We start from the raw sequence: 26,778 nt of genomic DNA, 5'->3' as shown, positions 1-26,778 counted from the left end.
TCTCCTCGACTTCCATGCCGCCTACCGGGTTAGCTGACGGGTTCGGGCGTGGAAGCCGCCCTACGGCCGCCCATGGCGGGCATGCCGATTCACCCCGAAAAAGGACACGATGGGTCCCCGGCTCCGCGTCCGGGCGCGCGTGTGCGCGCGGCGGACCGCGGACTCGGCGGTGGCGTGCCGGAGGGCACGCCGGTTCGGATGGGGGCTCCGCGGGACGGGGGCGTCCGCGGAGTGCAGTGTGCTCGGGCGTGGCCGCGCGTCGGGCGGCCACGCCCAGGCAACGCTGCGGAACTCACTCCTTCGTTCTTCCAGACGCCTACCGGGTTAGCTGACGGGTTCGGGCGTGGAAGTGGCCCTACGGCGGGCTCTACCGGAACGGGGCCGGGAGAGACGCACCGATTCACCCCGGGTGCCGGAATGCCCGTCCGGGAGGTCTCCCGGACTCCGGCGGTGTGGGTCCCCGGTTCCGCGTTGACGCGGACTCGGCGCTGCCGCTGCGTTCCTGGGGGCGAGATGGGGCCCGGCGCGGGACCTGTCTCCCGCGTGCGAACGAGCGGCTCCTGATGTTGTGCGCGGACGCCGGCCGTTGCCGGGGCGTCCTGGGGGCCTGACCCGCGAGGACCGCCGTGGCTGCGCTCTCAGCGCCATGCACGCCGTGAGCGTGCGCACGGTGGCCGGGCCGGCCGCGGTCCGGGGGCGGACCGCCGCGGCACCGTCCGGTGCCGCTGGACGGCACGTGGATCGTGTCGCCCGGGGAGGGAGGACGGCGCGTGGCTCGCGCCGCCGGTACGCGGCGGCTGGATGCGCCGCGTGGGACCGAGGCGCCTGGTGGGCGCCGCGGGGCCACGGCGTCTGGAGGGCGCCGGGGTGGTGACAAGGTACCAAAGCCCCAACAGAAGGCAAACCCCCCCAAAATCAACAACGGACCAGGTCAGACCTGGTCCGTCGTCGGGGAGAGCTCCGTCACACCCGCGAGGGGCGTGCGGGGCGGGGCGTCAGGGGCGCCCGGCGCCGTAGTAGTTGCTCAGGTAGTAGCCCGAGGTGATGCTGACCACCTCGACGGTCTTGCCGGTGCGCGGGGCGTGGATCATCTTGCCGCCGCCCACGTACATGCCGACGTGGCCGAGGCCGCTGAAGAAGACCAGGTCGCCGGGCTGCAGGTCGCTCTTCGCCACCCGCTTGGTCGCGGCGTACTGCGAGTTGGTCGTGCGGGTGATGTTGACCCCCGCGGCCGCCCACGCCTTCATCGTGAGGCCGGAGCAGTCGTAGGAGTTCGGGCCCTCGGCGCCGTACTGGTACGGCTTGCCGAGCTGCGCGTAGGCGAAGTCGAGCGCCTTGCGGGCCGGGCCGCTGGCCGGGCCGTTGTAGGTGCCGCCGGTGCCGCCCGAGGACCCGCCGGAGGAGGTGCCGCCGCCGAGGCTGCGCAGCAGCTTCTTCTGCTTGGCGACCTCCTTGTCGAGCTTGTTCTTCTTCGCCTGCAGCTCCTTGGTCTTGGCCTTGACCTCGTCGAGGGCGGTCTTGGCCTGCGACTCCTCGCGGCGGAGCCGCTGGGCGGTCGCGAGGAACTGGGTGAGCTGGGAGCTGCGCTCGTGCGACAGGTGGGAGAACACGGCCGCCTGGTCGAGGATCGCCTGCGGGTCCTTGCTGCCGACGAAGCCCGTCACGTCCGCGGAGTCGCCGTTCTTGTAGGCGGCGGCCGCCATCTGGGCGATCTTGGAGCGCTGCTCCTCGAAGGCCGCCTGCTCCCGCTTGGCCGCGTCCGCCGCGTTGTCGAACTTCTTCTTGGCGACCTTGAGCTTCTCCCGGAGCTGGTTGTACTGCTCGACCAACTGGTCCGTCTGCTCGGCGAGCTTGGTGAGCTTCTTCTGGACCTGCGCCCTGGTCGGCTTGGGGTCGGCGTGCGCCGCCATCGGGGGAGACGCGAGGGAGGCCGTCAGGGTGAGGCAGGCGACGGCCGCCATGCGGCGCGAAGCGCCTCTTCTCGCCGAGCCGCCTCTCCGGTCACGCCCCTTCGCTGGTGCCCCGATGAGATCTTTGGCCACGGTCGGTTTCGCCCCTCTCGTCCACGACGTCAGCGGACGACATTAGCGACGGGCAACACCCGTCACAACCGGTTCGTCACTCTTTAATTGACATCGACGATCATTGTCTCGTTTTCGTGACGAAATGATCACGGAGTGCGACCCGTCCCTTATCGCAGCCTTATGGCTTCCTTATGCCGGTGCGGCCTAGGACCGGCCCAGCCGGCGCAGCAGGAGCGTGGACGGGCAGGGCCGGGCGTCGGCGCGGCGGGCCGCGTCGGCGACCTCGCGGTCCGAGGACACCACGACCACGGGGCGGCCCGGCGGCTCGGCCCGCACCAGCTCGGCGATCAGCTCGTCCGCCGTCTGCCCCGGGGCGCTGAACTTCACCCGCACGCCGCGCGGCGCCGCGATCGCCACCGGCGCGTCCAGCTCGGCGCCGTCGAACACGCACGTCACCTCCGCGCGGGTCTGCGCCGCGAGCCCGCCGAGCCCGGACACCAGCCGGTTGCGCTGGTCCGCCAGCGGCAGCTCGCCGTACCCGGTCTTCGTGACGTTGTAGCCGTCCACCACCAGGTGCACCTGCGGCAGGGTCAGCAGCCGGTCGAGCAGCTGCGGGTCGCCGTCGGACAGCGCCCGGCCGGGCAGCGCCCGGTGCGCCTGCCCGCCGACCAGGTCGGCGGGGCGCCCGATCGTGGACGGCAGCGCCAGCTCGCGGCGGACGCCCTGCGCCGCGTCCACGAGCGTGTCGAGCAGCATCCGCAGCCGCACGTCGTCGACGTTGCGGCCCTCGCGCGCGGCCCGCTTGGCGGCCTCCGCGGCGGCCTCCGCCCGCGCGGCGCGGGCCCGCAGCCTCCGCAGCTCCTTCTCGGACGCGGCGGTCGACTCGCGCGCGGCGGCCAGCTCCCGCTCGCTCTCGGCCGCGAGCGCGTCCGCGCGCTCCTCCGCCGCCCGGAACCGGGTGCGGGCCTCGTGCAGCTTGCGGCGCAGCTCGGCCACCTCGGCCTTGGTCTCGCGCAGCTCGGCGCGCACCTTGTCCAGCTCGGCGGAGCGCGCCGCACGCGCGGTGGCCAGCTCCTCCCGCAGCGCGGCGACGCGCCGCTCGGCGGCCTCCTCCTCCGACGCGGTCGCGGAGCGTTCCAGCTCGGCGCGCGCGGACTCGACGAGCCCCGTCCAGCCCGGGGGCCGCAGCAGGTAGGCCAGCACCGCGACGCGCACCGGGTCGGCGGCGGGCGGCACGCTGCCGCCCTCGACGGCCTCCACCAGGTCGGCCTGCGCCTCGCGCAGCGGCTCGGCGACCCGCGCCCGGAAGCCGGGGTCCTTCTCCAGCACCGCCGCGATGTGCTGCCCGGCGAGCTTGGCGCGCTTGCGCCGCTCGAAGCGCGCGAACCGGCGCAGCGGCGCGGGGACCTCGTCGGGGGCCAGCGCCCCGATCAGCTCGGCGGCCGCCTCCACCACGGACTGCCGCACCGGCTCGGGGAGGGGCCGGTTCAGCCGCTCCTCCCGAGGGGGCTCAGGGGCCGCCCCCGCGGGACGGGGGGCCTGCCCGCCGGACTCCGCGCAGCCGGGGGTCGCTTCGGGGCCGCTGTCGATGATCCCGCTCCTTCCGGGCTACGCCGCCGGTGGGCTGTGTCTTCCCTGCCGCCCCTCGTCCTAATCGGCGAGCGACCAGGGCGGACGTGCGCCGGGCGGATCGCGCCGGGCTCCCCCGGACCGGCCCCGCGGCCCCCCGGCGCGCCGGGACGCGCGGGCGCCCCCCAACCCTAGCGGCCCGGGCTTCTGTCGGTGGCGTCCTCTACGGTCGCGCACATGACGGCTGCGCACGGTGTCCGGGGGCCTGGGATACAGGGGACGCTGGACGACCTCGGCACTCCGCTCTCCGAGGTCACCTTCGTGGTGGTCGACCTGGAGACGACGGGCGGCTCGGCCGCCGACTCGGCCATCACCGAGATCGGCGCGGTGAAGGTGCGCGGGGGAGAGGAGCTCGGCGAGCTGGCCACGCTGGTCGACCCCGGCGGGCCGGTACCGCCGTTCATCACGGCGCTCACCGGCATCACCACCGCGATGGTGACGGCCGCGCCGCGCATCGAGTCGGTGCTGCCCGCCTTCCTGGAGTTCGCGCGCGGCTGCGTGCTCGTCGCGCACAACGCCCCGTTCGACATCGGCTTCCTCAAGAGCGCCTGCGCCGCGAACGGCTACGCCTGGCCCGCGTTCCCCGTGGTCGACACCGTCGACCTGGCGCGCCGCGTCCTGTCCCGGGACGAGGTGCCCAACTGCAAGCTCGGCACCCTGGCCCGCTTCTTCCGCACGTCCAACGAGCCGACGCACCGCGCCCTCGCCGACGCCCGCGCCACCGTGGAGGTCCTGCACGGCCTCATCGAGCGGCTCGGCTCGTTCGGCGTCACCTCGCTGGAGGAGATGCGGAGCTTCGCCAAGGCGCCCACCCCCGAGCAGCGCCGCAAGCGCCACCTCGCCGACGACGTGCCGAGCACCCCCGGCGTCTACCTCTTCGAGGACCACGCCGGCGAGGTCCTCTACGTCGGCAAGAGCGGCGACCTGCGCTCGCGCGTGCGCAGCTACTTCACCGGCTCGGAGACGCGCTGGCGGGTCCGCGAGATGGTCGGGCTCGCCGAGAACGTCCGCACGATCGTGTGCGCCACCGGCCTGGAGGCCGAGGTCCGCGAGCTGCGGCTGATCGCCGAGCACAAGCCGCGCTACAACCGCCGCTCGAAGTTCCCCGAGCGGGCCATCTGGCTGAAGCTGACCGTGGAGCCGTTCCCGCGGCTGTCGATCGTCCGGGAATGCCGCGCCGACGGCGCCCGCTACCTCGGGCCGATCCCGTCCCGGCGGCAGGCCGAGGAGGCGCGCGCGGCGCTGCACGAGGCCGTCCCGCTGCGCCAGTGCACCCAGCGGCTGACGCTCCGGCTCATCGAGCGCGGCAAGGCCCGCGCGTGCGCGCTCGCCGAGATCGGGCGCTGCGGCGCGCCCTGCGACGGCCGCGAGTCCGCCGACGCCTACGCCGTGCACGCCGAGACCGCGCGCTCGGTCATGGAGGGCGACGTGCGGCCCGTGGTGGCCGCCGCGCGGGTGCGCATCGACCGGCTCGCGGCGGAGCTGCGCTACGAGGAGGCCGCCGCCCAGCGCGACCGGCTCGCCGCGTTCGTCCGCGCCGCGGCGCGCGGGCAGCGGCTCGCCGCGCTGGCCCGGCTCCCGCAGCTGGTCGCGGCGCGGCCCGCGTTCGACGGCGGCTGGGAGCTGTCGGTCGTGCGGTACGGGCGGCTCGCCGCCGCCGGGACCGTCCCGCCGCACGCCCAGCCCCGCCCGTACGTGGACGCGCTCATCGCCACCGCCGAGACGGTGTTCCCTCCGTCCGGCGAGGCGCCCGGCGGCGTCGCGCTCGGCGAGCCCCCGTCCGCGGGCGCCACCGCCGAGGAGATGGAGTGCGTGCTGCGCTGGCTCGACCTGCCCGGCGTCCGGCTCGTCGAGGTCGACGGCGCGTGGACGTGCCCGGCGCACGGCGCCGAGGGGCTGCGCGAGTGGATCGACCGCGCCTACGACCGGGCGTACGAGCCGCCCGAGCCGTCCCGGACGAGGGCCGGGCGCCCACTAAGGTGACCCTGTGGCACTGCCCCTCTACGACAGCCAGCCGGCGCGCCGCGTCCCGTGGGTGACGTACCTGCTGGTCGCGGCCAACGTGGTGGTCTTCCTGCTCACCCCCATGTCGAACTTCGCCGCCTGGTACGGCGAGGACGCGGTCCGCCAGTGCAAGGCGGCGCACTTCACCTACGAGTACGGCGCGGTGCCCAAGGAGCTGACCACCGGCGACCAGCAGCCGCTGCCGACCGAGATCGTGCACGAGTGCGGGCCGGCCGGGTTCCGCAAGGCGCCCTGGACGTCGGCGTTCACCTCGATGTTCCTGCACTCGGGCGCGCTGCACCTGCTGGGCAACCTGGTCGCGCTGTTCGTCGTCGGCATGGGCGTCGAGGACCGGCTCGGCCGGTGGCGCTACCTCCTCGCCTACCTGGCGTTCGGGCTCGTCGCCGTCTACGGGTTCGCGTGGACGTCGCCCGACTCGACCGTCCCGCTGATCGGCGCGTCCGGGGCCATCGCCGGGGTGATGGGCGCCTACGTGATCCTCAACCCGCGCGGCCGCATCGTCAGCTGGGTGCCGCCGGTCATCGTGGTCCGGCTGCCGGTGTGGGTGGTGCTGGGGTACTGGTTCGTCCTGCAGTGGCTGTCGCTCGGCGACGAGAAGAGCAACGTCGCCTACACCGCGCACATCTACGGCTTCGTGGCGGGGGTGGCGTTCGCCCTCCTCGCCCGCCGCGCCGGCCCGGCCGGGCGGCTGGCCGCCCTGAGCCGCGGCTGATCCGGGCCCGCCGATAGGGTCGTGGCAGCCGACTGTACGGGAGGGTGAAGTGGTCACTGCGATCGTGTTCGTCAAGGCCGACGTCGCGCGCATCCACGAGGTGGCCGAGACGATCGCCGCGCTGGACGGCGTCAGCGAGGTCTACTCCATCACCGGCGGCCACGACCTCATGGCGATGGTCCGGGTGCGCCGGCACGAGGAGCTGAACGACGTCATCCCGGGCCGGCTCAACAAGGTCGACGGCGTCGTCGGCACCGAGACCCACATCGCCTTCCGCACCTACTCCCAGCACGACCTGGAGCAGGCGTTCGCGCTGGGCCTCCCCGACGCCGACTGAGGCCCCGCCCGCGGTGACGGGGGGCTCGGTGACGGGGGGCTCTCAGCCCGCGGTGACGAGGGACAGGGACAGGTCGCCGCACCGGTGCGCCGAGTGGGCGGGGTTCGCGCGGTAGGCGGCCCCCGGCGGCCAGCTCGCGGTGTTGGACGCCATGACCCGGCCGGGGGCGTTGACGACGAACGCGGGCGCCGGGATCTCGCGCAGCGCGGGGACGATCTCGTTCTCGAACGTCCGGGCGAAGACGTCCGCCGCGGCGACGCCCGCGAAGGCCCCGGCGACGTGCACGGGCACCGACAGCGTCAGGACGTACTCGTCGCTGCACAGGTAGTCGACGTAGGGGCCGCAGACGGTCCGCTCCGCGCCGCTCTCCGGCCCGGTGAACCACTCCCAGCGCGTGTAGTCGTAGAGGGCGCTGCGCTCGGGGTCCAGGTCGCGCAGCAGCTGGGACGGGCGGCCGCCGGGGCCGGTCTGCCACCACTCCATGTACCAGGCGGCGTCGGCGAGCAGCTGCGGCGCGGCGATGAACCCGAGGCCGCAGATCAGCGGGCCGAGCCGGGCGAGCAGCAGCGGGCGCAGCGCGGCCAGGTCGGCGCGGACGGGGGCGCGGCCGGCGCGTCCGGCGTCCGCCAGGCACCGGGCGGTCGCGTCGCGGACCCGGTCGACGGCCGCGAACACGCCGTCCAGGGTCGCGCGGACGTGGGCCGCCGCCGCGCCGACGGCCGGTGGCTCGGCGGGCATGGGACCCCTCTCAGAGTGCGAGCCGTCGTTCAATGAGACGTTCTACCGCATTCAAGACGTGACTTTCAGCTACATCGCGGGCGCGGGCATCGTCCGCGGCCTCGATGGCGTCGACGATCCCGGCGTGCTCGGCGTCGACCCGGCCGCGCCGGTCCGGCAGGTCGTGCACGGCCCACACCAGCGGCCCGATCTCGGCCTGCAGCCGGATCTCCTCGCGGGTGAGCCGGCCCGACTGGGACGCGGCGGCGACCTCCAGGTGCAGCCGGCCGTCCAGCCGGCACATCCCCGCGCCGGCCTCGGTGGCCGCCATCTCCGCGAGCGAGCGGCGCAGCCGCCGGACGTCGCCGGGCAGCGAGCGCAGCGCGGCCAGGCGGGCGGCGGCGCCGGCGATGGCGGCGTAGTGGTCGCCGAGATCGCGGAGCTCTTCCGCGCTGAGCGAACCGAGCCGCTCGTCGAGGTCGAACGGCCTGGCCGGCGCCCGGACGAAGCTCCCGCCGCCGCGCCCGCGCCGGGTCTCGATGAGCCCTTGCTGACGCAAGGCCATCAGCGCTTCGCGTAGTGTGACGGTCGAGACCCCGAGATGCGCGGCGAGGTCGGTCTCGCTCGGCAGCTGCTCGCCGTCGCCGAGGAGGCCGAGCGCGATCGCGTCGGTGAGCCGCCGCACGACCGCGTGCACCCGCGCGGTGTTGTCGACGGGAGCGAACACGACCAGGTGCGCGCTGTTCATGGCCCCCCTCCCGGTGTCGCACACAGTGATACCGGAACATCACTTGAACTGAAACCTATGAATCCATATGTTTTCGGTCATGCCGGTGACAGCGGTGAGGCTCCGCGATCTGCGCAAGGCTTTCGGCTCGGTCGAGGCGGTGGCGGGCGTCGACCTCGACATCGGGGACGGCGAGTTCTTCTCGATGCTCGGCCCGTCCGGATCCGGGAAGACGACGGTGCTGCGGCTCATCGCGGGCTTCGAGCGCCCCACGTCCGGGACCGTCGAGCTCGGCGGCAGGGACGTGACCGGCCTCCCGCCGTTCGACCGCGACGTCAACACCGTCTTCCAGGACTACGCGCTCTTCCCGCACATGGACGTGCTCCGCAACGTCGAGTACGGGCTCAAGGTGCGGCGGGTGCCGCGCGCCGAGCGCCGCGAGCGGGCGCTGGAGGCGCTGCGCGGCGTCCGGCTGGACGGGCTGGAGGCGCGCCGCCCCGCCGAGCTGTCCGGCGGCCAGCGGCAGCGGGTGGCGCTCGCCCGCGCCCTGGTCAACGAGCCGAAGGTGCTGCTGCTCGACGAGCCGCTCGGCGCGCTCGACCTGAAGCTGCGCGAGGAGATGCAGGTCGAGCTGAAGAGCCTGCAGCGGCGGGCCGGCATCACCTTCGTGTTCGTCACGCACGACCAGGAGGAGGCGCTGACCCTGAGCGACCGGGTCGCCGTCCTCAACGGGGGCCGGATCGAGCAGGTCGGCACGCCCGCCGAGGTGTACGAGCGGCCCGCGACCGAGTTCGTCGCGGGGTTCGTGGGGACGTCCAACCGGATCGGCGGCGTCTGCGTCCGGCCGGAGAAGATCCACGTCGCCGCGGAGGGCGGCGAGCCGGACGGGGACGCGCCCGGCGCGGGGGAGCGGCGCGCGTCCGGCACGGTCGCCGAAGTCGTCTACGCGGGCGCGGTGACCCGCTTCGTCATCGACCTGGAGTCGGGGGACCGGGTCGTCGCGCTGCAGCAGAACCTGCGGACCACCTCCATGGACGTGCTGGGCCGCCGCGGCGCGCGCGTCCGGATCAGCTGGCACGAATCGCACGAGTTCCACGTCTCGGACGCCGGCACGGGCACCGACCCGGCGCCGGCGCCCGCCTCCTGATTCACCCCCAACCCCCGAAAACAAGGAGTTCCCCATGTGGTCCACGCGCATGGCGCTCGCCGCCGCGGCGACGCTGGCGATCGGGCTGACGGCAGCGGCCTGCGGCGACGGCGGCTCGGGCGGCCGGGCGTCCGGCGCCGGGCAGGGCGGCTTCACCGTCCCGAAGATCCCGATGCAGCAGTCGCTCGGCGCGGGCGAGGGCGAGGTCGACCTGGTCGCGTGGGCGGGCTACGCCGAGGACGGCTCCAACGACCCGAAGGTCGACTGGGTCACCCCGTTCGAGAAGCAGACCGGCTGCAAGGTCAACACCAAGGTCGCCGGGACGTCCGACGAGATGGTCACGCTGATGAAGACCGGCGAGTACGACGCGGTCTCCGCCTCCGGCGACGCGTCGCTGCGGCTCATCGCCTCCGGGACGGTCGCGCCGGTCAACACCGGGCTCGTCCCGAACTACGCCGACGTCTTCGCCGGGCTGAAGATGAAGCCCTGGAACTCGGTGAACGGCGTCTCCTACGGCATCCCGCACGGCCGCGGCGCCAACCTGCTCATGTGGCGCAGCGACAAGGTGAAGCCCGCCCCCGACTCGTGGGGCGCGGTGTTCGACGCGAACTCGCCCTACAAGGGCGCGATCACCGCCTACGACTCGCCGATCTACATCGCCGACGCCGCCCTCTACCTCATGTCGGCCAAGCCCGAGCTCGGCATCAAGGACCCGTACGCGCTCGACCAGAAGCAGTTCGACGCTGCCGTCGAGCTGCTGAAGACGCAGCGCGGGCTGATCGGCGAGTACTGGTCCGACTACACCAAGGAGGTCCAGGCGTTCAAGAGCGGCGACTCCGTCCTCGGGACGACGTGGCAGGTCATCGCGAACCTCGCCGAGGCGGAGAAGGCGCCGGTGAAGGTGACCCTGCCCAAGGAGGGCTCGACCGGCTGGTCGGACACCTGGATGGTCGCGGCGAAGGCGAAGCACCCGAACTGCGCCTACAAGTGGCTCGACTGGATCGTGTCGCCCAAGGTGAACGCGCAGGTCGCCGAATGGTTCGGTGAGGCGCCGGCCAACGCCAAGGCGTGCGGGGAGACCGCGGACGAGCACTTCTGCGACACCTTCCACGCCACCGACGAGAACTACTTCTCCAAGGTGCACTTCTGGACGACGCCGATCGCGCAGTGCCTCGACGGGCGCACCGACGTCAAGTGCGTCGACTACTCCAAGTGGACCCAGGCGTGGACCACGATCAAGGGATGACCGCCCCCGCCCTCACCGGCGGTGAGGGCGCCCGCCCGGCGCCGGGGGTCCGGCGCCGGGCGGCGGCCCTGCTGCACCGCCGCCCCCGGCTGCGGCTGTCGCTGCTGCTCTCGGCGCCGCTCGCCTGGCTGGTCGTCGTCTACCTCGGCGCACTCGCCGCCATCTTCCTCACCGCGTTCTGGTCGACCGACGTCTTCACCGGCGAGGTCGTCCGGCGGTTCACCCTCGCCAACTTCCGCACGCTGCTGGACGAGCCCGTCTACCGCACGGTCGCGCTGCGCAGCCTCGGCGTCGCGGTCGCCGTCACCCTGATCGACACCGCCATCGGCTTCCCCATGGCGCTGTACATGGCCAAGGTCGCCAGGCCGCGGCACCGGCCCTACCTGATGATCGCGATCCTGGCGCCGCTGTGGGCCGCCTACCTCGTCAAGGCGTACGCGTGGCGGGTGATGCTGCAGCAGGGCGGCCTGCTCGACGAGGCGCTGAAGCCGCTCGGGCTCGGCAGCCCCGGCTACGGCCTCACCGCGACCGTGCTGGTCCTGTCCTACCTGTGGCTGCCGTACATGATCCTGCCCGTCTACACCGGGCTGGAGCGGCTCCCGGACTCGCTGCTGGACGCGGCCGGCGACCTCGGCGCCCGGCCGCTGCGCACGTTCCGCACGGTGATGCTGCCGCTGGTGTTCCCGTCCCTGGTGGCCGGGTCCATCTTCACGTTCTCGCTGTCGCTCGGCGACTACATCACCGTGAAGATCGTCGGCGGCTCGCAGCAGCTGCTCGGCAACGTCGTCTACGACAACATCGGCGCCGCCAACAATCTGCCGTTCGCCGCGGCCGTCGCCACGATCCCGGTCGTGGTGATGCTCGGGTACCTCGCCGCCGCCCGCCGCACCGGCGCGCTCAGGGAGCTGTGATGACCTTCCCGCCCGCCGCGCGGATCGCGCTGCGCGTCCTCATGGTCCTCGGCCTCGCGGTCATCTACGTGCCGCTGCTCGTCGTGCTGGTCAACTCGGTGAACGCCGACAAGACGTTCGGCTGGCCGCCGCCCGGCTTCACCGGCCGCTGGTGGTCGCAGGCGCTGGACAACGAGGGCGCCCGGCAGGCCGTCCTCACCAGCGTCAAGGCGGGGCTCGGCGCGACGGCCATCGCGCTCGTCCTCGGCACGATGGCCGCGTTCGCCGTGTCGCGGTACAGGTTCTTCGGACGCGAGACGGTGTCGCTCGTCGTCATCCTGCCGATCGCGCTGCCCGGCATCGTCACCGGCATCGCGCTCAGCAACGCCTTCCAGGTGGTGCTGAAGCCGCTCGGGATCGGGCTCGGCCTGTTCACCGTCATCGTCGGGCACGCGACGTTCTGCGTCGTCACCATCTACAACAACGTGCTGGCCCGGCTCCGCCGCACCGGCACGAGCCTGGAGGAGGCGTCCGCCGACCTCGGCGCCGACACCTTCCAGACGTTCCGCCTCGTGACGCTGCCCGCGCTGCGCTCGGCGTTCCTCGCGGGCGGCCTGCTGTCGTTCGCGCTGTCCTTCGACGAGATCATCGTCACCACGTTCACCGCCGGCCCGGGCGCCACAACGCTGCCGATCTGGATCTTCAACAACCTGTTCCGCCCCAACCAGGCACCGGTGGTGAACGTCCTCGCCGCGGCGCTGATCGTGCTGTCGGTCGTCCCGATCTACATCGCCCAGCGCATCTCCAGCGGCGCCCGGAGCGTGGCCTGAGGGCGCTGCCGCGGGGCGGCCGAGGCCGGCCGCGGGGCGGCCGCTAGGTCAGCCGCGCAGCGCCTGGGAGGTCTCGATCCAGCGGTCGAGCAGGTCGCTCGCCGCGCCCGAGTCGACGGCCCGCGCGGCGCGGCCGTAGGCGTCGCCCAGCGCGGCGGTCAGCTCGGCGGCGGGCGGCGCGCCCTCGTAGGCGGTGATGAGCGCGGCCGCGTTCAGCAGCACCATGTCGCGGACCGGCCCCTTCGCGCCCGCGAACGTCTCGCGCGCCACCCGGCCGTTGAACGCCGCGTCGGCGCCGCGCAGGTCCTCCGGCCGCGCGGGCGGGATGCCGAGGTCGGACGGGTCGAACGTCGTCTCCGTCGCCGTCCCCTCGCGGACCACCCACACCGTGGAGGTGCCGGTGGTGGTCAGCTCGTCCAGCCCGTCGTCGCCGCGGAACACCAGCGAGGAGCAGCCCCGCCCGGCGAACACGCCCGCGATGACGCCCGCCATCCGCGGGTGGAACACGCCGACCGCCTGGGCGGCGGGACGCGCCGGGTTGGTCAGCGGGCCGAGGAAGTTGAACACCGTCGGCGTGCCGAGCTCGCTGCGCGTCCGGGACGCGTGCCGCAGCGCCGGGTGGTAGAGCGGCGCGAAGCAGAACGTGATGCCGAGCTCCCCGGCGATCCGCGCGGTGGCCTCCGGCGGCAGGTCGATGGCGACGCCGAGGTGCTCCAGCAGGTCGGCGGCGCCGCACGAGGACGACGCGGCCCGGTTGCCGTGCTTGACGACCCGGACGCCGGACGCGGCGGCGACCACCGCGGCCATCGTGGAGACGTTGACGGTGTGGGCGCGGTCGCCGCCCGTCCCGACGAGGTCGGCGATGGGCCCCGGCACCTCGATGCGGGTGGCGTTGTCCATCATCCCTTCGGCGAGGCCGGTGACCTCCTCGACCGTCTCGCCCTTGGCGCGCAGCGCGACCGCGAAGCCCGCGATCTGCACGTCCGTGGCCTCCCCGGCCATGATGCTGTTCATGGCCCAGGCGGTCTCCTCGCTGGACAGCGAGTCGCCCGAGAGCAGGGCGTTGAGCAGTGCGGGCCAGCTGGTGCGCGCGTCCATGTCCCCTACCGGGTCTCTGCCGCTTCTACAGGGCTGCTTCTACAGGGCTGCTTCCAAGGGCCGGGCCGGTGCTTCCCGGGCCGGGAGATGCTACGGGCCCGGGAGGTGCTACAGGGCCGGGAGGCGGCTCTCGCGGCGCTGCCGCAGCAGCCCGGCGAGCGCGTCGGCCAGCGCCATCGGGTCGATCGGCAGGCTCGCGACGGCGTCGGCGCGCGACCAGGTGGCGAGCCAGCCGTCGTCGCGGCGGCCGATGAGCGCGAGGAACGGCGGGCAGTCGTACACCTCGTCCTTGGCCTGCCGGCACACGCCCAGCCCGCCGGCGGGCTGCGCCTCGCCGTCGACGATCGCGGCGTCGATGTCGCCCTGGTCCAGCCGCGCCACGGCGGCGGGCTGGGTCGCGACCTCCACGAACTCGACCTTCGGCAGGTCGGCGGCGGGACGGCGCCCGACGGCCATGCGGATCTGGGCGCGGACGTTCGCGTCGTCGCTGTAGACGAGGACCTTCATCGGGCTCTCCGGGGCGGTGCTCATGCACGTGAGGGTACCGGGTCGCCGACCCCCGCAACACGCTCGGGGAACGGTAGGAGGGGGGTCATGCGCCACTCACGGGATGGGGGCGCAATAATGCTGCCCGTGACAGCATCCGCGATAGAGACAACACCTCACGCACGGGCGAACCGTCCCAATCTGGTCAGCGTGGGGACGATCGTTTGGCTGTCGTCCGAGCTGATGTTCTTCGCGGCGCTGTTCGCGATGTTCTTCACGATCCGCTCCGTGACGATCGGCCAGTCCGGTGAAGACGCGTGGCCGGGCGCCCCGCTGGACCTGCCGCTGTCGGCGGTCAACACGACCATCCTGGTGCTGTCCTCGGTGACGTGCCAGATGGGCGTGTTCAAGGCGGAGGCGGGCAAGGTCGGGCGCGACGGCAGCGTGTGGAACCCGGCGAGCTGGGGGCTGCGCGAGTGGTACGTCCTCTCCTTCCTGATGGGCGCCTACTTCGTCGCCGGCCAGGGCTACGAGTACTTCAACCTCGTCACCCACGACGGGCTGACCTTCGCGTCCTCGGCCTACGGCTCGGTGTTCTACCTGGCGACCGGTTTCCACGGGCTGCACGTGATCGGCGGCCTCGTCGCGTTCCTGTTCCTGCTCGGGCGCACCTACGCCGCCAAGCGGTGGACGCACGAGCAGGCGACGAGCGCGATCGTCGTGTCCTACTACTGGCACTTCGTCGACGTGGTGTGGATCGGCCTGTTCTCGGTCGTTTACCTGCTCGACCTCTGACCCCCATCCCGACGACATGACCCGAACGGGGATTTCCGTGAAAAGGATCACCGCATGGCGACGGCGCCCGTGGGCGGGCTACGCCGTCGTGCTGGCGGCCCTGGCGGCGATCGGCGTGATCTACGCCGGCTTCTCGCCGCAGACCGACCGCGCCGAGGCGCAGAGCACCGCGCAGGCCGCGGAGGACTTGAAGCACGGGCAGGCGCTCTTCAACCAGAACTGCGCGAGCTGCCACGGGCTGAACGCCGAGGGCACGAAGGACGCCAAGGGCAACTGGATCGCGCCCAGCCTCATCGGGGTGGGCGCCGCCTCCGTCGACTTCCAGGTCAGCACGGGCCGCATGCCCGCGATGAACCCGGACGCGCAGGTGCCGCGCAAGAAGCCGATCCCCGCCTTCAACACGCAGATCAAGACGGACTACGAGGAGAAGGAGAAGCGCGAGGCCGCCGAGAAGCAGAAGGCCCAGGCCGAGAAGAACCTGGCCGACCTGCGCGCCTACATCGCCTCCCTCGGCGGCGGCCCCGAGGTTCCGTCCGCCGCGGCCGTCGACCCGGCCAAGGGCGACGTCGCGCTCGGCGGGAAGCTGTTCCGCACCAACTGCGCGCAGTGCCACAACTTCACCGGCCAGGGCGGCGCGCTGACCGGCGGCAAGTACGCGCCCCCGCTCTCCAAGAGCGACGTCACGCCCACGCAGATGTACGAGGCCATGCTGACCGGCCCGCAGGCGATGCCGGTGTTCAACGACACCACGCTCACGCCCGAGGACAAGCGGGCGATCATCTCCTACCTCGTGCAGACGCGCGAGGAGCCCAACCCGGGCGGTAACGGCCTCGGCCGCATCGGCCCGGTGAGCGAGGGCCTGGTCGCCTGGCTGGTCGGCGTCGGCCTGATGGTGATGGCGGCCATGTGGATCACCGCGAAGAAGCCGAAGAAGCTGAAGAAGTCATGAGCGACGACAACAAGGAGACCGCGGGCTCGACCGGCCCGCGCGAGGACGGCGGCCGCCGCGAGCGCGTGATCGGCACGCCGTCCCCGGCGAGGGAGAAGGCCCTCCTCGCCGAGGACGACATCTCGGCGCCCGCGGGCGTCGGGGAGCAGCTGGACGAGCGGTCGGCCAAGCGCGCCGAGCGGATCGTGGCGGCGTTCTTCCTGCTCGCGTTCCTGTCGAGCGTGACGTTCATCGCCTACTTCATCGGCTGGAGCGGCCGCGACGGCGGCATGCACGGCATCTGGGACGCCCGCGAGGTCAACTTCTGGCTCGGCGGGACGATGGCCGTCGCGTTCCTGTCGATGGCGATCGGCGTCACGATCTGGGTGCGCCGGCTGATGACCAGCAAGCCGATCGTCCAGGAGCGGCACGAGCTGGCGGCCGACGAGGAGACCCGGGCGGCCTTCACCCGGGACTTCCTGGAGGGCGCGGAGGACAGCGGCGTCACCAAGCGCCCGCTGCTGCGCCGCACGCTGCTGCTGGCCGCCGCGCCGCTCGGCCTCGCGCCGCTGGTGCTGCTGCGCGACCTCGGCCCGCTGCCGGAGAAGAAGCTCCGGCACACCTTCTGGGGCGAGGCGGTCAAGCGGGCGCAGGCCGAGGGCAAGAAGGGCGTCCGCCTGGTGGTGGACGGCACCAACAAGCCGCTGCGGGTCAGCGACTTCGCCACCCCCGGCTCGATGATCACCGTCCTGCCGGAGGGGCTGGAGGAGCACGTCCCCGAGGACCAGGCCCTCACGCAGGTCGCGAAGGCCGTCACGATCCTCATCAACGTCCCCGCGGACGAGTTCAAGCCCGCCAAGGGACGCGAGAACTGGCACGTCAACGGGATCGTCGCGTACTCCAAGGTCTGCACGCACGTCGGCTGCCCGGCGGCCCTGTACGAGCAGACCACGCACCACATCCTGTGCCCGTGCCACCAGTCCACCTTCGACGCCACCGACGCGGCGAAGGTCATCTTCGGCCCGGCGGCGCGGCCGCTTCCGCAGCTGCCGCTGTCGGTCGAGGACGGCTACATCATCGCGACGAGCGACTACCAAGAACCCGTCGGCCCGAGCTTCTGGGAGCGCGGATGAGCGAGGCGACAGCACCGAAGGCGGTCGAGGCCCCGCTGACGTTCCTCGACGACCGCCTCGGCTCCACCACCTTCTTCAAGCGCAACATGAAGAAGGTCTTTCCGGACCACTGGTCCTTCATGCTGGGCGAGATCGCCCTGTACTCCTTCGTCATCCTGCTGCTGACCGGAGTGTTCCTGACGTTCTGGTTCAAGCCCAGCATGGGCGAGGTGGTGTACGACGGCTCGTACGCGCCGCTGAACGGCGTGAGGATGTCCGAGGCGTACGCGTCGACGCTGCACATCAGCTTCGACATCCGCGGCGGCCTGCTGATGCGGCAGGTCCACCACTGGGCGGCGCTGCTGTTCATGGCGTCGATCCTGGCGCACATGCTGCGGGTGTTCTTCACCGGCGCCTACCGCAAGCCGCGCGAGCTGAACTGGCTGATCGGCATCGGCATGTTCACGCTCGGCATGCTGGAGGGCCTCGCCGGCTACTCGCTGCCGGACGACCTGCTGTCCGGCACCGGCCTGCGCATCACCCAGGGCGTGGCCGAGGGCATCCCGATCGTCGGCACGTACGCGTACATGTTCCTGTTCGGCGGCGAGTTCCCCGGCCAGGACATCGTGCCCCGGCTGTACATGATCCACATCCTGCTCATCCCGGCGCTGCTGCTCGGCCTGGTCACCGCGCACATGATGATCATGTGGGTGCAGAAGCACACCGCGATGCCGGTCAAGCACCAGACCGAGAAGCAGGTGTACGGCTACCCGTTCTACCCGGTGTTCATGGCCAAGACGGGCGCCTACTTCCTGTTCACCTTCGGCGTCCTGGCGCTGCTCGGGGCGTTCGCGCAGATCAACCCGATCTGGCTGTTCGGCCCGTACGATCCGGGCGCCATCTCCTCGGGCTCCCAGCCCGACTGGTACATGGGCGTCCTGGAGGGCTCGCTGCGCATCATGCCGGGCTGGGAGTACGACTTCCTCGGGCACACGCTCACTCTGAGCGTGCTCATCCCGGCGGCGCTGCCGCTCGGCATCGTGTTCGGCGGCGCGGCGGTCTGGCCGTGGGTCGAGGCGTGGGTGACCGGCGACAAGCGGCACCACCACGTCAACACCCGGCCGCGCAACGCCCCGGTCCGCACCGCGACCGGCGTCGCCGCCGTCACCTTCTACGGGCTGCTGTGGCTCGCCGGCGCGAACGACGTCCTGGCGGACAAGTTCCACCTGTCGCTGTTCGCCACGACGTGGTTCTTCCGGGTCACGTTCTTCCTCGGTCCGATCATCGCGTTCATCGCCACCAAGCGGATCTGCCTGGGCCTCCAGCGCAAGGACGCCGACGTGGTGGCGCACGGCGTGGAGAGCGGCGTGGTCATGATGTCGCCGGACGGCAAGTTCTCCGAGCGGCACGAGCCGGCCCGCGACGAGGAGCGGCACGTCCTGCTGTCCAAGGAGAACGCGCGGCTGCAGCCGCCGGACCGGGACGCCCGCGGCATCCCGGCGCCCGGCGCCAAGGGCCCGCTCGGCCACCTGCGCTCGCGGCTCAACCGCGCGTGGACCTACGACGACATCCCCGTCGAGGAGCACGCGCACGGCGAGCACGAGCAGGAGCAGATCGAGGGCGGCCGCAAGTCGGAGGAGATCAGCCACTGATCGCACGCGCAGGGGCCCGCCGCCGCGTTCCGCGGCGGCGGGCCTCGCCGCGTTCCCGGCGGTCCGTATCCTGACCGGGCGATGACCAAGACCCTGTTCGTCACCAACGACTTCCCGCCCCGCCCCGGCGGCATCCAGGCGTTCGTGCACGGCCTCGCGGCCCGCCGCCCGGCCGGCTCGGTGGTGGTGTACGCGCCGGCGTGGAAGGGCGCCGCCGAGTTCGACGCGCGGCAGCCGTTCCCGGTCGTGCGGCATCCGGGTTCGCTGATGCTGCCGGAGCCGGGGGTGCTGCGCCGGGCCGCGGACGTGCTGCGCGCGGAGGGCTGCGACTCGGTGGTGTTCGGCGCGGCGGCGCCGCTCGGCCTGCTGGCCCCGGCGCTGCGCCGGCGCGGCGCCGCCCGGCTCGTCGGGATCACGCACGGGCACGAGGCCGGCTGGGCGGCGCTGCCGGTGGCGCGGCGCCTGCTCCGCCGCATCGGGGACGACGTGGACGTGCTGACCTACCTGGGCGAGTACACCCGCGCCCGGCTGGCGCGGGCGCTGGCGCCGGGGGCCGCCGCGCGGATGTCCCGGCTCGCGCCCGGCGTCGACGAGAAGGTCTTCCACCGGAACACCGGCGGCGAGGAGATCCGCGCCCGGTACGGCCTGGCGGACCGCCCGGTCGCGGTCTGCGTGTCCCGGCTGGTGCCGCGCAAGGGCCAGGACGCGCTGATCCGCGCGTGGCCGCGCGTCCTGCGGAGCGAGCCGGACGCCGCGCTCCTGCTCGTCGGCGGCGGCCCCTACCGGGGCGACCTGGAGCGCCTCGCCGCGTCCCTCGGCGTGCGGGGCTCCGTGGTGTTCACCGGCGGCGTGGCCTGGGAGGAGCTGCCCGCCCACTACGACGCCGGCGACGTGTTCGCGATGCCGTGCCGGACCCGCCGCCGCGGCCTGGACGTGGAGGGCCTCGGCATCGTCTACCTGGAGGCGTCCGCGACCGGCCTGCCGGTGGTCGCCGGCGACTCCGGCGGCGCCCCGGACGCCGTCCTGGACGGCGAGACGGGCCTCGTCGTGCCGGGCCGGTCCGTCCCGGAGATCGCCGCCGCGCTCACCGCCCTGCTGTCGGATCCGTCCCGCGCCCGCGCGATGGGGGAGCGGGGCCGCGCCTGGGTGGAGCGCGAATGGCGGTGGGAGGTCCAGGCCGCCCGGCTGGGCGCCCTGCTGGCCCCCTGAGATGGCAGGATGCGGCTATGGACATCGAGGACGCATGGGCCCGCGTTCCGGGGGAGGCCGCCCGGTGGCTGCGCGAGCTGGATCCGGGCCACGGCCACTCGGGGTTCGAGCCGCCGCGCCGCCCCGACGCCGCCTGGCTCCTGCACGCGATGTACGTGTGGGAGGAGGGCCTGGTCACCACGACCCACGACGATGTCCACCAGACGGTGGCGGCGGCGGGGCTGACCGGGCCGTCCGACATGGGCGACCTGCTGGAGGGCGCCATCGTCACCGGCGTCGACCTCGGCCGCAGCGGCGACCCGGGCGCGGGGTGGCGGCGGCTGCGCTGGCGGGAGCTGGCGCGGGGCTTCGGTGAGCCGGTCGTCCCGGAGGGGGCGCTGCCGGGCAGCCGCTGCCTGCGCCAGGGCCATCCGGCGGGGAGCTGGTCCGCCGCGGTCCGGCCGCCCGCGGAGGGCTGCCTGGACCGGGAGAGCTGGTACCGGCTGATGGGGATCCTGCTGCGGTACAGCCCGTCCGGCGCGGGCACCCGCTGCCTGGCGTACTACTGCCCGCTGGTCACCGCCGACTGGGACGACGACACCGTCCTCGCCGGCCGGCTGGGCGACGCGGCCGCCCTGTACGACCATCCCGGCCTGAGCAGCTGCCCGTCCAATCTGTGGCCCGAGGACCGGTCCTGGGTCGTCTACTGCGACTGGGACCTGTGGGGCACGAAGATCGTGGGCCCGGCGCCGCTCGTCGAGGCGGTGCTGACGGACCCGTCCCTGGAGGCGGTCCGCCTCCCCTGGACGAGTTGAGCGCCGAGTTGAGCGCCGGGCCGAGCGCCGGGCCGAGCGTTAGGGATCGCGCCCCGTGCTCCGGAGACCGATTCCCGCGGACCGCCCCTGCCGAGGTGGGGTGGGTGTGATCCGCCGCGGCCGGCCCGGCGCCCTCGTGGGGAGAACCTGGAGGTGGGGCGCGCCGGGTGGGCCGGTCCGCGGGGCGGGATCGGGTCCGCGTGAACGGGAGCACGGGGCGCGGCCCCGGCATCCGGCACCGCGGGGCTCGGTCCCGCGTCGGTGCCCGGCCGCGGGCGCACGGGAGGCGGGGCGGCGGCCTTCGGGCCGATCCCGTGTCGCGGTGATCGTTTCATTGGGGCCACCTCCTGCCTCGCTCGCGTCCGCGGCCGCTGACGTTCCCGAAGCTAGGGCGGCCCGCGGCCGGCGGCAGCACCGTTAAAGCGCGCTTAAGGGGCGGATCAGTCGTCGCTAAGCCCCCTTCCAGCTTCGGCCGCGAACCGCGCCGTCCGGCCGGTAGGGGCGCGCCGCGCGGTGGCCGCGCCGCCGGCGCGAAAATTTCCGCGGTGGCCGCCGGAGGTACTGAACCCGGTGCGCTGTTCGTGCGTACTCGTCCGGAGAGCGCAAACGCCTGCGGGACAGGGGCTCACGGACTTTTCGGCGGCGATTGCGCCAGAGTGGCTCCTGGGGCGTATGCTCCCGGAGTGATCGGGCGGGTTCGCCGAGAATCCGTTCGGGGAACGCGGTGGGAGCGAGCGGGCTCCGACACCGCGGTCCCGTGATGTCTCAGCGGAACCGCCGCCGGGCGATGAGCCCGGCGGCACGGAACCACCGGCGTTCGCCGAGCCCTCCGCCTCCTCCACAGGAGAGGGCATGGCGCGACGCGATAACGGGCATGCGTCCCGGAGCAACACGCATGTTTCATCGTGGGCGGAGACGCCCGCGCGCCCCTCATCGAGACCGGCGACCGGGCAGGGCCGCTGGTCCGAGGAGCCCCAGTGGCCCGAAGGGTCCTGGTGGTCGGAGCAGCCGGACTGGTCCGAGCGCGGGCGCAAGTCGTCCCGGCGGGAGCCGAGCCGGCGCGAGGTGAAGCGGCGCGAGAGCGGTTCCCGCGCGCCGCGGGAGCGGCAGGAGCCGCCCGCCAAGCGGCGCAAGCAGCGCGGCGACCCGTTCGACGTGCGCAACCGCGGTTCCGGCCGGGAGGACCCCTTCGAGGCCAGGAACCGGCGGCCCGCCGCGCGCCTCGACCCGCGCGCGGAGCGCGACCCGCGCTCGGAGCGCGAGGCGCGCCCCGAGCGTCAGGCGCGCCCGGAGCGCGACGTGCGCGCGGAGCGGCCGGAGCCGCGCCGCCCCGACATGCGCGCCGCGCAGTCGGACTCCCGCGCCACGCGGAAAGACCTGCCGACGACGCCGCCGGCGGCGCGCACCGACGCGCGGACCGCATCCTTCGAATCTCTCATCGGCGCCCGGACCGACGCCCGGACCGCCCCGTTCGACGCGCGGACCGCGTCGTTCGAATCCCTCACCGGCGCCCGGACCGACGCCCGCACGGCCCGGCCCGACGCGCGGACCGCGTCGTTCGACGCGCGCGGCGAGGGGCTCGGCCGGGAGCGCGACCGGTCCCGCGAGTTCACGCCGCCGCCGCGCCGCCCGGAGCGGCCGCGGCCCGAGCGGCGGCCGGAGAACCGGCGGCCGGCCCGCGCCGCGTCCCGGAACCTGGCCCCGCCGCGCCCCGGCCCGAAGGCCAAGCCGCGCCGCGGCCGCCGCCCCACCGACAAGATGAGCATCGGCGCGATCGTGCTGTCCACCGCCGTCGGCCTGTCGCTGCTCGGCATCGCCGAGCGGGCGCTGCTGGACGGCGGCCCCCTCGGCGGAGCGTCCGGCCCCGTCGGCTCCGAGCGCGCGATCCAGCCGCCGAAGCCGGGCACGGACACGCCCGCGCAGCCGCGGCAGCCGGGGGCGCAGCAGCCCGCCGGCGGCGCCCCGGGCGCCGAGCCGAACGGCCCCAGCCTGCGGGCGCTCGCCGCGCAGGTGCGGAAGCTGACCCTGGACGAGCGCGGCGCCGCCGCCCGGCAGGCCTACGGCGCCGCGCCGACGCAGGCGCCGATCGTGGGCGCGACCCGGACGAGCGCCGACCGCACCTGGGTGTTCGGCACGACCGCGATCCCCGTCCCCGAGTCCAGCACCGCCAACCCGGAGGTCGCGTTCTACGCCGCCCACTGGACGGGCAAGGAGTGGCAGGTCGGGCTGTCCGGCGGGAAGGCGTTCGCCGCCCTGCTCGGCGACGTGCCCGCGGCCGTCATATCGGCGTCCGAGGTGCGGCTGCTGAGCAAGTACGGGGCGGTCTCCGCCGCGCAGGCCGCCGCCCTCGTCAACGGGACCCGGGCCGGCGACCGGCTCATGCTGCCGTGGAAGATCGGCCAGGTCTGGGCGATGACGACCTCGGACGGCTCCACGTCCCCGCGCCCGCTGGCCTCGCTGGCGTTCTCCGGCGGCGACGGCCGCGTCGTCGCCGCAGGCGACGGCCGCCTCTACCGCTTCTGCGGCAACTCGTCCGGCAACGCGCTGGTGATGCTCGTGCACGCGAGCGGCCTCGCCACCACCTACTACGGGCTGAGCGGGGTGCCGAAGCTGCGCGACGGCAGCGTCGTCGAGCAGGGCGCCGCGCTCGGCCGCACCGGCACCGCCCGGCCCTGCGGCGGCGCGGCCGCGCCGCGCCCCGAGGTCGGGTTCGCCCTGCGCGCCGGCGCGGGCGCGGTCCCGCTGGACGGCGCCGAGATCGGCGGCTGGACGTTCCGGGAGCGGGCCAAGCCGCTCCTCGGGTTCGCCGAGCGCGGCGCCCTGCAAGTGCTTCCCGGGGGCCTGATGGCCAACCTCGGCCCGGTCCCCGCGGCGGACGAGGAGCCGCCGTCATCACCGTCCCCCAGCCCCGAGCCGGAGGACGGCACAGGATCGGCCGCCGCTCCGGCGCCGGCCGCCACCTAGGAAGAGGAGTCCGAACGGTGCGAACTCGCAGCAGTGATGATCCCGCGGTGCCCACCTGGGTACTGCGCGTCGTACTCGCCGGCGCGGTGCTGGTGCTCGTCGGCGCGGCGACCCCGCCGGGAGCGGTCGCGGTCGCGAACGTGCAGTACTTCCTCAACTTCTACGCGGGCGTCTTCGCCCTCGTCTCCTACACCACGGCCGTGATGTTCGGGCTGCTCGCCACCGAGCGGCTGATCCTGAAGATCCGGCACCGGGTGCTCGCGCAGGCCGTGCACCGCGCCGCGGCCGTCGTCGCCACGGCGATGCTGGTCGCGCACATCTCGGTGAAGGTGATGAACGGGCTCGCCCTGCCGAGCAACATCATCATCCCGGACGGCGGCGCCATCGGGCTCGGCACCATCGCGGCCGAGCTGATGTTCCTCGTGCTGATCACCGGGATGGTGCGGGCGAAGTTCGCGATCCGCGGCAAGACCTGGGTGTGGCGGTCGATGCACGTGCTCGCCTACATCGCCTGGCCGACGGCGATCGTGCACGGCCTCATCACCGGCCGGTCCGCGGCGAACTGGGTGGTGCTCAGCTACGTGATGAGCGTCGTGCTCGTCGTGCTCGCCCTGGTCACCCGCATGATCGTGGTGATCAAGCCGCGCGAGCTGCCCCGCGCCGGGGACGAGATCGACTCGTTCTCGCTGCCGGACGGCGCCGGGCGCGCCCGGTACCGGCGCGAGATGGCCGCGCGCGAGCACGCCGAGGGACGCGCCCGCGCGGCGGCCCGCGACCTCGCCGACCGCGACTTTCCCGACCGCGACTTCCCCGACCGGGACTTCGCCGACGACCCGCGCCGGACCGTCTCCGACACGCGCGGCATACCGGTGACCGGGCCGGGCCGTGACACCGAGGTCATGCGATGACCTCGACGGTCACCGTCTCGGGCATCGGCGGCCCCCGCCTGACGCTCGGGTTCGACCGGTTCGACCGGCTGGACATCGACCGGCACCTGGCCGTGCACGGCAAGCTCCGCGCGCCGGGGCTGGACGAGCTCGTCCGCATGGCCGAGCAGGTCGACATGCGGGGGCGGGGCGGCGCCGGCTTCCCGTTCGCACGCAAGCTGATGGCCGTCGCGGCGCGGATCAAGCACCCGACCGCCGACCAGACGGCGCTGCTGCCCGGCGAGCGCGCGGACGAGCGCGGCTCCAGCGAGAACGTCGTCGTGGTGGTGAACGGCGCCGAGGGCGAGCCCGGCAGCGCCAAGGACAAGGTGCTGCTCTGCCGGGCCCCGCACCTCGTCCTGGACGGCGCGCAGATCGCCGCGTCCGCGCTCGGCACGCAGCGGATCGTGGTGGCCGTCGAGGACGACGAGGCCGCCCGCTCCGTGCGCGCCGCGATCAGCGAGCGGCGGATGCCGGCCCGCGTCGTCCGGCTGACCGAGCGGTTCATCTCCGGGGAGAGCGGCGCGGTGATCCGCGCCATCAACGGGGAGGTGCCGATCCCGCCGGGCGTCAAGGTCCGCGCGTCCGACTCCGGGGTGGACGGGTTCCCGACGCTGCTGTCCAACACCGAGACGTTCGCGCAGCTCGCGGTGCTGGTGTCGCTCGGCCCCGACCTGTACGCCTCGGCCGGGACGGAGGACGAACCGGGCACCACGCTGCTCACGATCGGCGGCCTGCAGGTCGTGGAGGCGCCCTACGGGACGCCGCTGCAGACCGTCCTCGACCACTGCCAGGTGCCGCCGTCGCCGGGCGTGCTCGTCGGCGGGTACCACGGCATGTGGCTCGACCCGGCCGGGGTGTCGCGGGCCGTGCTGTCGCGCGCCGGGATGCGGCGCGTCGGCGGGACGGTCGGCGCCGGCATCATCCTGCCGCTCACCCAGGGCACCTGCCCGCTCGGCGAGGTCACCCGGATCGCCTCCTACCTCGCGGCGCAGTCCGCCGGGCAGTGCGGGCCGTGCCGGCTCGGGCTGCCCGACGTCGTCCGGTCGCTGAACGCGCTCACCGAGGGCGCCGGGACGGTGGAGGACGTCCGCCGCGCCGCCGGCGTGGGCCGCGGGCGCGGCGCCTGCACCCACCCGGACGGGACCGCCAAGTTCGTGCTGTCGGCGATGGAGGCGTTCACCGCCGACATCGACGCGCACCGCTGGGGCGGCGGCTGCGGCCTGTCGACCTACGGCGTGCTGCCGCTGCCGGTGCCGGACGGCTCGGAGGGGAGGGTGGCGATCGACTGGAGCCGGTGCGACGGGCACGGCCTGTGCGCCTACCTCGTCCCCGAGCTGATCCAGCTCGACCGGTACGGCTTCCCCGTGGTGCTCGGCACGGACATTCCCGCATGGCTGGAGAAGGACGTGCAGAAAGCGGTCGCGATGTGCCCGGCATTGGCGCTGCGCGTCGTCGACGGCGTGCCGGGAGCGCCGTCCAGGCGATGAAATCCGGGTGCAGAAAAAAAAGACGACGAAAAGTGGACATCGTTGAACCATCCCGCTAGTGCGGTGCGTATTCATGGTGAGACCCGCGTCGTGTCCGCAGAAGCGATCCGGAGAGGAGGAGAGTGATCATGGGGAAGGCGTACGGAATGGCAGAGATGCGCAGGCTCCCGCGCCTTCGCGGAGGGCGTCCGCTGCTGATACTGGCGGTGGTCGCCGCCGCGGTGGCCGCCTACGTGGTCGTCATGAATCCGGTCGGCGTCCCCGCCAGCGGCGCGGCTCAGCTCGGCGGCACCGTGAACACCAAGTGGGGACGGCTGAGCGCCCTCGACAGAACGGTGCTCGTCAAGGTCAGGCAAGCCAACCTGTGGGAGACTCCCGCAGGCCAGCAGGCCCAGCAGCGTGCCGCGTCCCCCAGGGTGCGGGAGGTCGCCGGGATCATCTCGGCGCAGCACATGCAACTGGACGCCGCCACCCGCTCCACCGCGGAGCAGTTGGGCGTACTCCTCCCCGTCGAGCCCAACGGGGCGCAGAAGAGCTGGCTCAGAGAACTGTCGGGCAAGTTCGGCGCCGATTACGACAAGACCTTCGTGCTGCGGCTGCGCGCCGCGCACGGGCAGGTCTTCCAGCTCCTCGCGAAGGCTCGCGCGCAGACCGAGAACACCGTGATGCGGCAGTTCATCGAAAGCGGAATGAAATTCGTGAACACGCATATTTCGCTGCTGGAGAGTACCGGGCTGGTTCCCCGGCGCGCCCTGCACTGACGTACACATCCCACCCCGCAAAGGGAGACCTTTTCCATGGGACGAAAGAAGAAGGCCATCGCCGTGATGATCCCGGCGCTCGCCCTGGTCGCGACGGCCTGCCAGGAGACCCCCGGCGCCGTGGCCCAGCCGAACGGCCCGCAGACGAGTAAGGCGGCGAATCCGGCCGCCTACCCCGAACAACCCGCCGGGGGCAATGACGGCTCCGGCATCCCGAACCTGCAGGGCGGCGGCCAGCAGAACGGCGGCCAGCAGAACGGCGGCCAGCAGAACGGCGGC

At 73.4% G+C, this 26,778-nt stretch carries 24 protein-coding genes and 2 riboswitches; of the genes, 18 read left to right on the top strand and 6 right to left on the bottom strand.

The annotated features are described in order from the left end of the window. Window positions 1–2 precede the first annotated feature (2 nt). Window positions 3–146, bottom strand: a riboswitch (cyclic di-AMP (ydaO/yuaA leader). Window positions 147–298: 152 nt separating this feature from the next. Then, a riboswitch (cyclic di-AMP (ydaO/yuaA leader) is annotated at window positions 299–498 on the bottom strand. A 497-nt stretch (window positions 499–995) separates the two neighbouring features. Together ACIWVC_RS04335 and ACIWVC_RS04330 are read right to left on the bottom strand one after the other, a co-directional pair. Then, a complete protein-coding gene (locus ACIWVC_RS04335; RefSeq protein WP_396447221.1) occupies window positions 996–1,961 on the bottom strand; it encodes an NlpC/P60 family protein in 966 nt (321 codons plus the stop codon). A 267-nt stretch (window positions 1,962–2,228) separates the two neighbouring features. Next, on the bottom strand, window positions 2,229–3,491 hold the full coding sequence (locus tag ACIWVC_RS04330) for an NYN domain-containing protein (protein WP_396447220.1): 1,263 nt from the start codon (window positions 3,489–3,491) through the stop codon (window positions 2,229–2,231). Window positions 3,492–3,830: 339 nt separating this feature from the next. Here ACIWVC_RS04330 and ACIWVC_RS04325 point away from each other — a divergent pair, with 339 nt between their 5' ends. Genes ACIWVC_RS04325 through ACIWVC_RS04315 form a run of 3 tightly spaced genes read left to right on the top strand, consistent with a single transcriptional unit; the run spans window position 3,831 to window position 6,727 of the window. Beyond that, window positions 3,831–5,636 carry a DEDD exonuclease domain-containing protein gene (locus ACIWVC_RS04325; protein WP_396453822.1) on the top strand — a complete coding sequence of 602 codons (1,806 nt, stop codon included), beginning with the start codon at window positions 3,831–3,833 and terminating at the stop codon, window positions 5,634–5,636. A 4-nt stretch (window positions 5,637–5,640) separates the two neighbouring features. Further along, a complete protein-coding gene (locus tag ACIWVC_RS04320) occupies window positions 5,641–6,390 on the top strand; it encodes a rhomboid family intramembrane serine protease (protein ID WP_396447218.1) in 750 nt (249 codons plus the stop codon). A 49-nt stretch (window positions 6,391–6,439) separates the two neighbouring features. Then, complete coding sequence (locus ACIWVC_RS04315; protein WP_396447217.1) at window positions 6,440–6,727, top strand: Lrp/AsnC family transcriptional regulator; 288 nt, start codon at window positions 6,440–6,442, stop codon at window positions 6,725–6,727. Between the two features lie 42 nt (window positions 6,728–6,769). On the opposite strand, the gene ACIWVC_RS04310 is transcribed toward ACIWVC_RS04315, so the two are convergent. Both ACIWVC_RS04310 and ACIWVC_RS04305 read right to left on the bottom strand, forming a co-directional pair. Next, window positions 6,770–7,465, bottom strand: a complete 696-nt coding sequence (locus ACIWVC_RS04310; RefSeq protein WP_396447216.1) for a hypothetical protein — start codon at window positions 7,463–7,465, stop codon at window positions 6,770–6,772. Window positions 7,466–7,475: 10 nt separating this feature from the next. Beyond that, window positions 7,476–8,192, bottom strand: coding sequence for a FadR/GntR family transcriptional regulator (locus ACIWVC_RS04305; protein WP_396447215.1), 717 nt, complete (start codon window positions 8,190–8,192; stop codon window positions 7,476–7,478). A 79-nt stretch (window positions 8,193–8,271) separates the two neighbouring features. Between ACIWVC_RS04305 and ACIWVC_RS04300 the strand changes: the two genes are divergently transcribed. From ACIWVC_RS04300 to ACIWVC_RS04285, 4 genes are read left to right on the top strand one after another with little or no spacing between them, the layout of a single operon-like run. Further along, window positions 8,272–9,318 (top strand): ABC transporter ATP-binding protein, encoded by a 1,047-nt coding sequence (locus tag ACIWVC_RS04300; RefSeq protein ID WP_396447214.1) that lies wholly within the window; start codon window positions 8,272–8,274, stop codon window positions 9,316–9,318. Window positions 9,319–9,352: 34 nt separating this feature from the next. Beyond that, window positions 9,353–10,564, top strand: a complete 1,212-nt coding sequence (locus tag ACIWVC_RS04295; RefSeq protein WP_396447213.1) for an ABC transporter substrate-binding protein — start codon at window positions 9,353–9,355, stop codon at window positions 10,562–10,564. Continuing rightward, window positions 10,561–11,475 carry an ABC transporter permease gene (locus ACIWVC_RS04290; RefSeq protein WP_396447211.1) on the top strand — a complete coding sequence of 305 codons (915 nt, stop codon included), beginning with the start codon at window positions 10,561–10,563 and terminating at the stop codon, window positions 11,473–11,475. The genes ACIWVC_RS04295 and ACIWVC_RS04290 overlap by 4 nt, the downstream gene beginning before the upstream one ends. Beyond that, window positions 11,475–12,284: an ABC transporter permease gene (locus ACIWVC_RS04285; protein ID WP_396447210.1), complete on the top strand. Its 810-nt coding sequence runs from the start codon at window positions 11,475–11,477 to the stop codon at window positions 12,282–12,284. The genes ACIWVC_RS04290 and ACIWVC_RS04285 overlap by 1 nt, the downstream gene beginning before the upstream one ends. A 48-nt stretch (window positions 12,285–12,332) precedes the next feature. Here the strand turns inward: ACIWVC_RS04285 and trpD are convergent, their stop codons facing one another. Then, window positions 12,333–13,382 carry an anthranilate phosphoribosyltransferase gene (trpD, locus tag ACIWVC_RS04280; protein WP_396447209.1) on the bottom strand — a complete coding sequence of 350 codons (1,050 nt, stop codon included), beginning with the start codon at window positions 13,380–13,382 and terminating at the stop codon, window positions 12,333–12,335. A gap of 108 nt (window positions 13,383–13,490) precedes the next feature. Next, window positions 13,491–13,913 carry a hypothetical protein gene (locus tag ACIWVC_RS04275; protein WP_396447208.1) on the bottom strand — a complete coding sequence of 141 codons (423 nt, stop codon included), beginning with the start codon at window positions 13,911–13,913 and terminating at the stop codon, window positions 13,491–13,493. Window positions 13,914–14,006: 93 nt separating this feature from the next. On the opposite strand from ACIWVC_RS04275, the gene ACIWVC_RS04270 reads away from it, so the two are divergent. The 11 genes from ACIWVC_RS04270 to ACIWVC_RS04220 form a co-directional block, all read left to right on the top strand. Beyond that, window positions 14,007–14,663, top strand: a complete 657-nt coding sequence (locus ACIWVC_RS04270; RefSeq protein ID WP_396447207.1) for a heme-copper oxidase subunit III — start codon at window positions 14,007–14,009, stop codon at window positions 14,661–14,663. A 37-nt stretch (window positions 14,664–14,700) separates the two neighbouring features. Continuing rightward, window positions 14,701–15,612 (top strand): c-type cytochrome, encoded by a 912-nt coding sequence (locus ACIWVC_RS04265; RefSeq protein WP_396447206.1) that lies wholly within the window; start codon window positions 14,701–14,703, stop codon window positions 15,610–15,612. Next, complete coding sequence (locus ACIWVC_RS04260) at window positions 15,609–16,724, top strand: Rieske 2Fe-2S domain-containing protein (protein WP_396447205.1); 1,116 nt, start codon at window positions 15,609–15,611, stop codon at window positions 16,722–16,724. The genes ACIWVC_RS04265 and ACIWVC_RS04260 overlap by 4 nt, the downstream gene beginning before the upstream one ends. After that, window positions 16,721–18,355, top strand: coding sequence for a cytochrome bc complex cytochrome b subunit (locus ACIWVC_RS04255; protein ID WP_396447203.1), 1,635 nt, complete (start codon window positions 16,721–16,723; stop codon window positions 18,353–18,355). The genes ACIWVC_RS04260 and ACIWVC_RS04255 overlap by 4 nt, the downstream gene beginning before the upstream one ends. Before the next feature lie 81 nt (window positions 18,356–18,436). Then, window positions 18,437–19,564 (top strand): glycosyltransferase family 4 protein, encoded by a 1,128-nt coding sequence (locus ACIWVC_RS04250; RefSeq protein ID WP_396447202.1) that lies wholly within the window; start codon window positions 18,437–18,439, stop codon window positions 19,562–19,564. A gap of 17 nt (window positions 19,565–19,581) precedes the next feature. Further along, window positions 19,582–20,358: a hypothetical protein gene (locus tag ACIWVC_RS04245; protein ID WP_396447201.1), complete on the top strand. Its 777-nt coding sequence runs from the start codon at window positions 19,582–19,584 to the stop codon at window positions 20,356–20,358. Between the two features lie 852 nt (window positions 20,359–21,210). Next, window positions 21,211–23,322, top strand: coding sequence for a hypothetical protein (locus ACIWVC_RS04240; protein WP_396453821.1), 2,112 nt, complete (start codon window positions 21,211–21,213; stop codon window positions 23,320–23,322). Between the two features lie 47 nt (window positions 23,323–23,369). Then, window positions 23,370–24,230, top strand: a complete 861-nt coding sequence (locus ACIWVC_RS04235; protein WP_396447199.1) for a hypothetical protein — start codon at window positions 23,370–23,372, stop codon at window positions 24,228–24,230. Next, entirely contained in the window at window positions 24,227–25,738 is a 1,512-nt protein-coding gene (locus ACIWVC_RS04230) for a ferredoxin (RefSeq protein WP_396447198.1), read from the top strand. The genes ACIWVC_RS04235 and ACIWVC_RS04230 overlap by 4 nt, the downstream gene beginning before the upstream one ends. A 128-nt stretch (window positions 25,739–25,866) precedes the next feature. After that, the gene (locus tag ACIWVC_RS04225; RefSeq protein WP_396447197.1) at window positions 25,867–26,499 is read left to right on the top strand and encodes a DUF4142 domain-containing protein; all 633 of its coding nucleotides are present in this window, start codon (window positions 25,867–25,869) and stop codon (window positions 26,497–26,499) included. 36 nt (window positions 26,500–26,535) lie between these two features. Then, window positions 26,536–26,778 (top strand): hypothetical protein (locus ACIWVC_RS04220; protein ID WP_396453820.1); only part of this gene is annotated, 243 nt, incomplete at its 3' end.

The organism is Actinomadura sp. (assembly GCF_044508335.1).
Classification (GTDB): Bacteria; Actinomycetota; Actinomycetes; order Streptosporangiales; family Streptosporangiaceae; genus Spirillospora.
This window is presented reverse-complemented; position numbering and strand designations above follow the sequence as displayed.

Coding starts and splice junctions, on each gene's coding strand:
- ACIWVC_RS04290 (WP_396447211.1), top strand. CDS start 10,561: ATGACCGCCCCCGCCCTCACCGGCGGTGAGGGCGCCCGCCCGGCGCCG.
- ACIWVC_RS04230 (WP_396447198.1), top strand. CDS start 24,227: ATGACCTCGACGGTCACCGTCTCGGGCATCGGCGGCCCCCGCCTGACG.
- trpD (WP_396447209.1), bottom strand. CDS start 13,382: ATGGACGCGCGCACCAGCTGGCCCGCACTGCTCAACGCCCTGCTCTCG.
- ACIWVC_RS04270 (WP_396447207.1), top strand. CDS start 14,007: ATGCTGCCCGTGACAGCATCCGCGATAGAGACAACACCTCACGCACGG.
- ACIWVC_RS04310 (WP_396447216.1), bottom strand. CDS start 7,465: ATGCCCGCCGAGCCACCGGCCGTCGGCGCGGCGGCGGCCCACGTCCGC.
- ACIWVC_RS04225 (WP_396447197.1), top strand. CDS start 25,867: ATGGGGAAGGCGTACGGAATGGCAGAGATGCGCAGGCTCCCGCGCCTT.
- ACIWVC_RS04245 (WP_396447201.1), top strand. CDS start 19,582: ATGGACATCGAGGACGCATGGGCCCGCGTTCCGGGGGAGGCCGCCCGG.
- ACIWVC_RS04275 (WP_396447208.1), bottom strand. CDS start 13,913: ATGAGCACCGCCCCGGAGAGCCCGATGAAGGTCCTCGTCTACAGCGAC.
- ACIWVC_RS04285 (WP_396447210.1), top strand. CDS start 11,475: ATGACCTTCCCGCCCGCCGCGCGGATCGCGCTGCGCGTCCTCATGGTC.
- ACIWVC_RS04255 (WP_396447203.1), top strand. CDS start 16,721: ATGAGCGAGGCGACAGCACCGAAGGCGGTCGAGGCCCCGCTGACGTTC.
- ACIWVC_RS04250 (WP_396447202.1), top strand. CDS start 18,437: ATGACCAAGACCCTGTTCGTCACCAACGACTTCCCGCCCCGCCCCGGC.
- ACIWVC_RS04300 (WP_396447214.1), top strand. CDS start 8,272: ATGCCGGTGACAGCGGTGAGGCTCCGCGATCTGCGCAAGGCTTTCGGC.
- ACIWVC_RS04305 (WP_396447215.1), bottom strand. CDS start 8,192: ATGAACAGCGCGCACCTGGTCGTGTTCGCTCCCGTCGACAACACCGCG.
- ACIWVC_RS04260 (WP_396447205.1), top strand. CDS start 15,609: ATGAGCGACGACAACAAGGAGACCGCGGGCTCGACCGGCCCGCGCGAG.
- ACIWVC_RS04325 (WP_396453822.1), top strand. CDS start 3,831: ATGACGGCTGCGCACGGTGTCCGGGGGCCTGGGATACAGGGGACGCTG.
- ACIWVC_RS04335 (WP_396447221.1), bottom strand. CDS start 1,961: ATGGCGGCCGTCGCCTGCCTCACCCTGACGGCCTCCCTCGCGTCTCCC.
- ACIWVC_RS04240 (WP_396453821.1), top strand. CDS start 21,211: ATGGCGCGACGCGATAACGGGCATGCGTCCCGGAGCAACACGCATGTT.
- ACIWVC_RS04295 (WP_396447213.1), top strand. CDS start 9,353: ATGTGGTCCACGCGCATGGCGCTCGCCGCCGCGGCGACGCTGGCGATC.